Raw genomic sequence first — 8,841 nt, 5'->3', positions numbered from 1 at the left:
GGGCCACGCACCGTCCGCCCATGGAGACCATGCATGTCCCCGCTACCCGCCAGCGACCACACGGATGGCACCCGCTTTTTCAATCCCCCCGCCATCCGCCCCGACGCCGCGCCACCGGGGCGGATGCGGCGGCTGTCCATTCTGAAATGGCAGTGGAACCGGCCAAAATCGGACTGGCCCGCATGGATTGAAAACCCCGTCCCCATCGGCGACCCGCATGCCATTCCCGCACCCGGCACGGTGCAGGTGACCTTTATCGGGCACAGTACGTTCCTGATCCGCCTGCCCCGCCCCGATGGCACGGCGCTGAGCATCCTGACCGATCCCATTTTCTCCCTGCGCTGCTCGCCCTTTTCCTTCATGGGGCCCAGGCGGGTACGTGCGCCGGGCCGGGCGCTGGCTGACCTGCCGCACATTGACGTGGTACTGGTATCCCACGCCCATTACGACCACATGGACCTGCCCACGCTGCGGGCCATTGCCCGGCGCGGGGATGACCCGCTGGTGGTCACACCGCTGTGCAACGCGCGCTTCATGCGCGCAACCGGGTTGCGGCGGATCATGGAACTGGACTGGTGGCAGTCCATGGCCATCCCGGGCCTGCAGATAACCTGTACCCCCGCCCGCCATGGCGCGGCCCGCACACCCTTTGACCGCAACAAAAGCCTGTGGGGCGGGTTCATGCTGCGCGACGATGCGGGGCACCAGCTGTTCTTTGCCGGGGATACCGCGCATGGGCGGCACTGGGGGCTGATCCATGACCGTCTGGGCGCGCCCGATATCGCACTCCTGCCCATCGGGGCGTATGATCCGCGCGACCTGATGGCGGGCGTGCATACCACACCCGAGGAAGCGCTGGAGGGCCTGCGCCAGCTTGGGGCGCGACATGGTATCGGCATGCATTTCGGCACGTTCCGCCTGACGGACGAACCCATGGACGAACCCGTGCGCCGACTGGCCCGGGCCGTGCAGGATACCGGCCTGCCCCCTGATGTGATGGGGGTCATGGACCATGGGGAATGCCGCGACATCGCATGGCGGCAACCCGATGATGCATGATTGCCCGATGTTCTTTTCAGCCGAACCGTCCTATGATCCGCCCCACCTGACGGGACTAGCCCCCGTTTTCCGCAACCCGACCAGCGAGGCAGGCACATGAGCAAGACAATCGCCAGCGGCGACCCCGCCGCCGCCGCACCCGAATCCTTCAGCAGCGCGGAAATCGAGACCCTGTTCCTGTCCGCCGCCCGTGACGGGCAGACAGACCTGGTAAGCGAATTCCTGAACGCGGGCATCAACCCCGACGCCCGCAACGACAAAGGTTATACCGCGCTGATCCTGGCGGCCTATAACGGCCATGCCGAAACCGTGCGCGCCCTGCTGGCGGGTGGGGCCAACCCCAATCTGCAGGATGCAAAGGGGGCGACCGCGCTGGCCGGTGTCGCATTCAAGGGCGACCTGCCGTGCGCGCGCGTGCTGGTGGAACATGGCGCGGCAATTGACGTGCCCAACTTTGTCGGGCGCACGCCGCTGACCTTTGCGGTCATGTTCAACCGCGATCCCATGGTGACCTTCCTTTTGGAACATGGCGCCAATCCCGACCTGCGTGATGGGGAAGGGATCAGCGCGCGCATCCTGGCCACCCGGCAGGGCAATGCCGCCCTTGTCGCCGCCATGGGTCGTCCGGCCACGCCCCAGGGCTGACCACTTTTTCCCATATACCCATTCCGCGCGCCCGTAGCCTGCAGGCACGATGGGCGCGCGCCTGTTTCATGACCCTGACAATCTGGAATTCACCCTGATGAGCCGTTTCTGGAGCCCTGTCGTCCATACCCTGACCCCCTATGTACCGGGGGAGCAGCCCAGACTGGCCAACCTGATCAAGCTGAATACCAATGAATGCCCGTATGGCCCCTCGCCCAAGGTACTGGATGCCATACGGGCGGCGACCAACGACACGCTGCGCCTGTATCCCGATCCCACGGCGCAGGCGCTGTGTGCCGCGATCGCGCGCGCGCATGATGTCCCGGCCGACCACGTTTTCGTGGGCAATGGATCGGATGAAGTGCTGGCCCATACATTCCAGGGACTGCTCAACCATCCCGAACCGCTGCTGTTTCCCGACATCACCTACAGCTTCTACCCCGTTTACTGTGGCCTGTATGGCATAAGGCATGAAACGGTGCCGCTGGATGATGACATGCGCATCGACATTGCCGCCTATCGCCGGCCGTGTGGGGGCATCATCATTCCCAATCCCAATGCCCCCACGGGAATCGCACTGGGTCTGGACGCCATCCGTACCGTGCTGACGGATCACCCCGACGCGGTGGTGGTGGTGGACGAAGCCTATGTCGATTTCGGCGCGGAGACGGCCATTGCGCTGGTAGGCCAGCATCCCAACCTGCTGGTCGTGCGCACGCTGTCCAAATCCAGCGCGCTGGCGGGATTGCGGGTGGGCTACGCCATCGGGCAGCCCGACCTGATCGCGGCCCTGACCCGTGTGAAGGACAGCTTCAATTCCTATCCGCTGGACCGTCTGGCGCAGGCGGGGGCCATTGCTGCGATCGAGGATCGGGAATGGCTTGCAAACACCCGTGAGAAAATCATAAGCTCGCGGAACAGGCTGACCGACAGCCTGGGAAAGATGGGGTTCGATGTCCTGCCATCACAGGCGAATTTCATATTCGCCCGGCACCCGGACCGTGACGCCGCATATCTTGCCTCCGCCCTGCGGGAACGGGCAATCATCGTGCGTCATTTCCGGACCCCGCGCATTGCACAGTGGCTACGCATCACCATTGGTACTGACGCCGACTGTCAGGCCCTGATAACGGGACTGACTGACGTGCTGGCGCAAAACGGGGGTTAGCCCCCGGTTCATCACGTACCTGCGCCTGCCCGACCTGCCGTGAATGGCAGGAGGCGGTCAGTACGTGCCGTTCGTCTTTCCACCCATACGGTTGACAACTCATTTCCTGGACCCGAGGTCCACAGGACACTTATCATGCGCGCATTCCACGGACAGATGTCCGACAACCAGCCGATCCGTCGCACGCTTGCTGAAAAACAGAAGCAGCTGCGTGACCTGCGTGAAACGCTGGCCACCATGAAATCGCATACAGCCCCCGCCCTGCGCGAAAGCGTACAGAAGCGCATCCGTCAGCTGGAAAGCGAGGTCAGCGCCGCCCCCGCCCTGAAGGCCGGGGAACAGCGCAATACTGCCCGCCCCGGCGGCACGGACCGGCCACGTAGCCCGCGCCGCCGCCCTGAACGCAGCATCTGAACAGACACAAGAAAGGCCGGTCCCGCAGGGTACCGGCCTTTTTCATGCCCTGTCGCCTGTCAGAGAAACAGGTCCGGATCGGTTGGCGACTGTCTGAAAACAACACTTTGATAAATAAAAGAAAAGTTTTTGGGTGCCGCCTTTTTTCAAAAAGGCGGCGTTCTTTCGAGGCTGTTTGGAAAAAGCTTCACCAAAAACGTCTTCATAATTGGCAATCCTCACCTGTGCCTGATCCACAGGTTGTGCCAGCCAGGCGGGAACCACAGAGCCTCAGGTTGCTGTCCACAAGACAGCCATATTCCCCAGCCCCTCCTGTCACCTCACCCGCACCTTCAGAACAATAAAAAACGGGCCTGCTTTGCAGCAGGCCCGTTTTCCACCCGTATCGGAACAACCGACCGGGTCAGGATCCATGACGGATCAGTGACCAAGCGTCACTTCTTCCGCCACATCACCGCGTGCAGCAGCCGCGTCAATGTAACGACGGGCTTCCGGCGAGACGGTCAGCACCAGCGTCATCAGGGCCGAAGCGACATACAGGCCGGAGAAGATCCAGATGATCCCCTCGATCCCGTGCCAGGATTCAAACCATGTCACGATGGCCGGGCCAACCCATGTGCTGGCGCCAGCACCCAGACCAAGGGCGGACAGGGCGGCGGCCTTTTCCTTCGGGCAGATCTGCGGCACCAGGCCGGACAGCGGCACGAAGGCGGCGATCGTCGCGCCATACAGCGCACCCATGGCGGCCGCGATGGGGAAGTTGCCGGGGAACATCTGCGGCACATAGTAGAACAGCGGCACGGTGATCGCGGCACCCACGCAACCGAACAGGGCGACAACGGTACGGTGGCCCAGACGGTCAGCCGTGATGCCGGACACAAGGTTCACCAGGATGTTCGACAGGAAGATGATCGACAGCAGCTGCAGCCACTGCGACAGCGAGAAGCCGATGACCTTGGTAAAGAACGCCGGCATGATGACCAGAAACGCATATTCGGACGACGTGTTGATGGTCCGCACGATCATGGCGATGAACGTCTTGGGTTCACGCCACAGGATGCTGATCGAACTGAAGAAGATCGTGGCTGGCGGCGTGCCGGGGGCCGCAAGGCGCCTGGAACCGATCGGCTCACGCGTCATCAGCAGGGCCAGCAGGCCACCGAACATGACCAGCGCCAGCGAGGACCAGAACGTCGCCATCTCGCCGATCAGCGGGATGGAGAAACTGGCGAACAGCGAACCCAGCGTGGGCAGACCGCCAGAGAACGCAAACCAGAACCAGCCCGCGGCCGAACCCAGCTGGCGCGGCGGAGTGGCGGCGGCAATCCATACAAGGAAGCCATAGGTGAACAGCGGATAGCCAAAACCACGCATGGTGTAGGCGGCCAGCATGATGGGATAGCTGTTGACGGCCACGCCGAAGGTCAGGAACAGGACCTCGAACACACCCCAGATGGCAAGGCCGATCCACATGACCCGCTTGGGGCCCCACAGATCGGACAGCGGCCCCGATGCCCATGAGGACAGCGAGACGGTCACACCATAAATGGTAAACAGCAGCGCGGTATTGCGCGATGAAATGCCCTGCCCCTCCAGATAGGGGGCCAGGTAGCCGGCCTCGACACCATCACCGATCATGAAGAACAGCAGGCCGACAAACCCCCAGAACAGGGGGGCCGGGATGCCAAGCTTATCAGCTATGGACGTTGATTCGGACAGATTGTCTGTCTGTTTCAAGGGGAGATTCTCCTCTTTCACAGGCAGCCGACACGAAGATGAGGGGCTCCACCTCATTGTGGAGCGTCGATGCAGGCTGCGTCCGTACCGTCCGGATTTCCGGCAAACACCAGTACGGAACCTCAGTTTCACAAGTTCGGGTGTGCAATCACCCGGACCGGTTACAGCAATGCGGGAACAGAAGAACGGCGCCAGCGCCAAAACGCCAGCGCATCATGCCTGGCAAACCTGCTTCCCCATAAGTGCCACCGGCCAAAAGTCGTCAATCCAGCAGAAAACGTACCAATTGGTACGGGTTGCATAACAATATCGATGAAAAACACCCGGCCGCACCTAAAAAAAAGGCAAAACCACGTGATCTCCCATCACTGGAAAGACCAGGAATTGGCTGGATATACAAAATCGTTGCAGTTGCGGACGATTTCACAGTGATCCGATAGTCTCCAACCTCCATACGGATACAAAAAATATATTCAGTAGGGTCAATCTATACTAAAAAACTCTCGAGAATGTAAGGGAAATCTCAAATTTTCGACGCGATTCACGTTTTTTCCTTATTATATCAGGGGATTTCAGATCATATTTTTATGCATACGCTATATGCATCACCACCTGGCCCCATCTTTCGCCATGGGTGGGTTCCTGCCATAGTCACCATCCCGCCCACACCCGGACGGGGCCGCACCCCGGTGCGGGACAGGCATTGCCTGCTGCATCCTCCCATGCCGGGGCATGGACAGACGGAACGGTTACGGTGAACATCAATTCCATACGCCTTGCCGCATTGCCGGTTGCTTTGCTGCTGCTTTCTCCCGCGCTGGTCTGCGCCCCTGCCCACGGCCAGAGCCTGGCCACGCAGAAGGTGCAGCGTGCGATGGATGTCCTGCGCCTGAAACCGGATCTGGCCAGCAAGGCCTGCCTCGACAAGCTTGAAGACCTGCACAAGATGGAAAAGGTCATTGAGGAAGCGGGGGAAAGTGCACACAACCCCAACCTGTCGCTGGCGCACGACATCATGGAATCCGATTACGAGGACGCAACCGAATCCTGCGTGCCGGATGCCGCCAAGCTGTGCGCGGCCCCCGGAAAACTGGCCAGCGCCAACCAGAAGAAGCTGTGTGACTCGCTGGATGCGATCATGTCGGTTGACGGGTCGGATGAAGGCGAGGAAGTGGTCACCCCGCCCGAGGGCACGTCCTCCGACTGAAGACGTGCCCTGTCCTGGCTCAGCGCAGGCGCACCAGAAGCTGCAGCCCTTCCGCATTGCCCAGCACGGCTGACTTCTCCGCCCGGTTCAGTTCACGCAGGGCGGTGGCAAGATCCGGCGCCTCACGCAGCTTCAGCAGACCGACCAGCAGGGCCGGGTTGATCGGGTCGCCCGGCCTGCGGGGCGGCGGCAGCATGATTTCATGTACCTTCAGCAACCCGGCCCGCGCACGTAGCGCCGCCACCGCATCCTGCACGGGTTGCCCCGCCATCCGCATCATGTAGCCCACGGCCGCGTGCAATACGGGCGGCGGGGCTGTTTCCTCGGGGATCAGCAGCAGGCGCGCACGCCGGAATGCCTGTCCCGCCGCGGCGCTGCCTGTCAGTACCGCCAGCGGTATGGCGCAGACCAGCCCCAGCGTCACCGGCAGCATCCACAGGAACAGGGGCAGCGAAACACTCCACGCCGCCGCCGCCAGCGCGATACCCAGTATGGTATGGACCATGTACAGCCGCACGTTCTGCATGATCTGCAGGCCACCGGCATCACGCCGCTGCGCATTCCACCCCGAGTCGCGACCAAGCAGGATGGAAATGACCCCCGCCGTCTGGATGATCATGGCGACAGGGGCCACCAAGCCGCCAATCACCGTTTCCACCACGATGGACGCCGCCGCCGCGATTGCGCCGCCACAGCCACGGCGCAGCGGCCCGTCGATCAGCAGCAGCAGGTAGGCCAGTATCTTGGGCGCCAGCAGCACGCCCATGGTGCCGATGAACATGTATTCCGCCTGCACCGGGTCAACATGTGGCCAGTGGGGATAAAGCAGCTTGGTATCGCCAAAATATTCCGGCTTGTAGAACCGGTTCTGCAGCGAGACCACGATCCCCACCAGCAGGAAGACCAGCCACAGCGGGGCCGTGACATACGACCCGATGCCCATGAGCATGTGCATGCGGCTGATCCAGTGCAGCCCCCGCGCGGATACCACCTTTGCATGCTGCAGGTTGCCCTGGCACCACCGGCGGTCGCGGATGGCGATGTCGGTAAGCGAAGGCGGGCTTTCCTCATACGATCCGGCCAGGGCGGGCACCATGTGAATGGCCCAGCCGCCCCTGCGCATCAGCGCCGCCTCCACGAAGTCATGGCTCATGATCGCGCCGCCAAAGGGCTTGCGCCCCGGCAGGTGTGGCAGGCCCGCCTGTTCGGCAAAGGCACGGGTGCGGATCACCGCGTTATGGCCCCAGTAATTCCCTTCCGACCCGTGCCACCATGCAATGCCATGGGCGATCAGGGGGCCATAGACACGCCCCGCGAACTGCTGCATGCGGGCAAACAGGGTCTGCCCGTTGACAATGACCGGCAGGGACTGGATCAGCGCGACACCGGGATTGCGCTCCATGGCCGCCGTCAGCCGCACGATCACGTCGCCCGACATGACGCTGTCGGCATCCAGCGTGATCATCTGCTGATAGGCCGCGCCATAGGTCCGCACCCATTCACCGATATTGCCCGCCTTGCGGTCCGTATTGACCGCGCGCCTGCGGTAAAATAGCCGCCCGCCCCATCCCGTGGCACGGCACAACGCCATATAGGCGGCTTCTTCCGCCACCCACACGTCGGGGTCGGTGGTATCCGACAGGATGAAAACGTCAAAGGCGCGTTCCTGCCGCGTGGCGGCAAGGCTGTCGATGGTGGCGCGCAGGCCGGCCATCACACGGCCGGGGTCCTCGTTATAGGTCGGCATGAGCAGCGCGGTGCGCGTGGCCAGGCGCGGCAGCGGGCCACTGCGCTCGATCCCCAGCCCAAGGCCGCCATGCGCCAGCATCGAGGCAAATCCCGCCAGCGCGGAGGTAAAGGCCAGCGCAATCCACAGGAACAGCATGACGAACAGCACCAGCATCACCATGCCGGCCACAGACCGCTGCACGGCATTGAACACCAGGTCCATTTCGTAACCGGCCAGCCCGGTCATGGCCACGGCGCCCCCGATCACCAGCAGGCGGCGCAGGTGAATCAGCCGCCACTGGGTCGATGGCACGGGAGCACGTCCATGCAGGTCAGGTGCGGCCTCCAGCGGATGGACCGGCATGTCCAGCGGTGCCGTGGGCGGCAGGGCGCACCACCCCTGCGGCAGCAGTGGCGCAGGCTGGCCCGCCGCCGGACCGGATGGCGCGTGCATGGCTAGGGGGTCCATCGGTAGACCCACTCTTCCGACACGGGGCCGTTGTCATCGGCCAGCACGCAGTTCAGTTCCGCCACCTTGGCATCACCGGGCGCGAATTCGAACGTACTGCGCCAGCCATGGATGGGGGGAACCGGTTCAACCACCACATTGCGGATTTCGCCTGCGGACGCACGGCACTGCAGGTGGAAATGTGGCTTTTCGGGCAGGTTGTCGAAGGGTGTGCCCACAAAATCGAGGTCAAAGAAACGGGTATGCGAATCATCTGTCGCCTCCCCCGTGCGGGTGGCGGAAATACGCGCCAGTTTAGTGGGCCATGGCGTATCCCACCCCCAGTACATGCGGTAGGTGAAGACATATTCACGCCCCGCCGCCAGCGCATCCTGCGGTCGCCAGAAAGAGACGATATTGTCGTTCACTTCGTTC

Annotated in this window: 8 protein-coding genes; 5 read left to right on the top strand and 3 right to left on the bottom strand. The window is 62.7% G+C overall.

Annotation, left to right across the window (positions count from 1 at the left end):
• Nucleotides 1-33: 33 nt before the first annotated feature.
• From F1542_RS12445 to F1542_RS12430, 4 genes are all read left to right on the top strand, one after another.
• Nucleotides 34-1,059 (top strand): MBL fold metallo-hydrolase, encoded by a 1,026-nt coding sequence (locus F1542_RS12445; protein WP_193733325.1) that lies wholly within the window; start codon nucleotides 34-36, stop codon nucleotides 1,057-1,059.
• Nucleotides 1,060-1,155: 96 nt separating this feature from the next.
• Nucleotides 1,156-1,704 (top strand): ankyrin repeat domain-containing protein, encoded by a 549-nt coding sequence (locus F1542_RS12440; RefSeq protein WP_193733324.1) that lies wholly within the window; start codon nucleotides 1,156-1,158, stop codon nucleotides 1,702-1,704.
• A gap of 97 nt (nucleotides 1,705-1,801) precedes the next feature.
• Nucleotides 1,802-2,872 (top strand): histidinol-phosphate transaminase, encoded by a 1,071-nt coding sequence (hisC, locus tag F1542_RS12435; RefSeq protein ID WP_193733323.1) that lies wholly within the window; start codon nucleotides 1,802-1,804, stop codon nucleotides 2,870-2,872.
• A 135-nt stretch (nucleotides 2,873-3,007) separates the two neighbouring features.
• Nucleotides 3,008-3,286: a hypothetical protein gene (locus F1542_RS12430; RefSeq protein ID WP_193733322.1), complete on the top strand. Its 279-nt coding sequence runs from the start codon at nucleotides 3,008-3,010 to the stop codon at nucleotides 3,284-3,286.
• 420 nt (nucleotides 3,287-3,706) lie between these two features.
• Here the strand turns inward: F1542_RS12430 and F1542_RS12425 are convergent, their stop codons facing one another.
• Nucleotides 3,707-5,023, bottom strand: coding sequence for an MFS transporter (locus tag F1542_RS12425; RefSeq protein ID WP_193733321.1), 1,317 nt, complete (start codon nucleotides 5,021-5,023; stop codon nucleotides 3,707-3,709).
• Between the two features lie 754 nt (nucleotides 5,024-5,777).
• Between F1542_RS12425 and F1542_RS12420 the strand changes: the two genes are divergently transcribed.
• Nucleotides 5,778-6,230, top strand: coding sequence for a hypothetical protein (locus F1542_RS12420; protein ID WP_193733320.1), 453 nt, complete (start codon nucleotides 5,778-5,780; stop codon nucleotides 6,228-6,230).
• 19 nt (nucleotides 6,231-6,249) lie between these two features.
• Here the strand turns inward: F1542_RS12420 and mdoH are convergent, their stop codons facing one another.
• Nucleotides 6,250-8,427, bottom strand: coding sequence for a glucans biosynthesis glucosyltransferase MdoH (mdoH, locus tag F1542_RS12415; RefSeq protein WP_193733319.1), 2,178 nt, complete (start codon nucleotides 8,425-8,427; stop codon nucleotides 6,250-6,252).
• The coding region (locus tag F1542_RS12410; RefSeq protein WP_193733318.1) for a glucan biosynthesis protein at nucleotides 8,415-8,841 on the bottom strand (427 nt) is incomplete at its 5' end. The genes F1542_RS12410 and mdoH, both read right to left, overlap by 13 nt.

The sequence above is a fragment of the Komagataeibacter sp. FXV3 genome (genome assembly GCF_015155755.1).
Lineage (GTDB): Bacteria > Pseudomonadota > Alphaproteobacteria > Acetobacterales > Acetobacteraceae > Komagataeibacter.
This window is presented reverse-complemented; position numbering and strand designations above follow the sequence as displayed.

Coding starts and splice junctions, on each gene's coding strand:
- F1542_RS12430 (WP_193733322.1), top strand. CDS start 3,008: ATGCGCGCATTCCACGGACAGATGTCCGACAACCAGCCGATCCGTCGC.
- hisC (WP_193733323.1), top strand. CDS start 1,802: ATGAGCCGTTTCTGGAGCCCTGTCGTCCATACCCTGACCCCCTATGTA.
- F1542_RS12445 (WP_193733325.1), top strand. CDS start 34: ATGTCCCCGCTACCCGCCAGCGACCACACGGATGGCACCCGCTTTTTC.
- F1542_RS12440 (WP_193733324.1), top strand. CDS start 1,156: ATGAGCAAGACAATCGCCAGCGGCGACCCCGCCGCCGCCGCACCCGAA.
- mdoH (WP_193733319.1), bottom strand. CDS start 8,427: ATGGACCCCCTAGCCATGCACGCGCCATCCGGTCCGGCGGCGGGCCAG.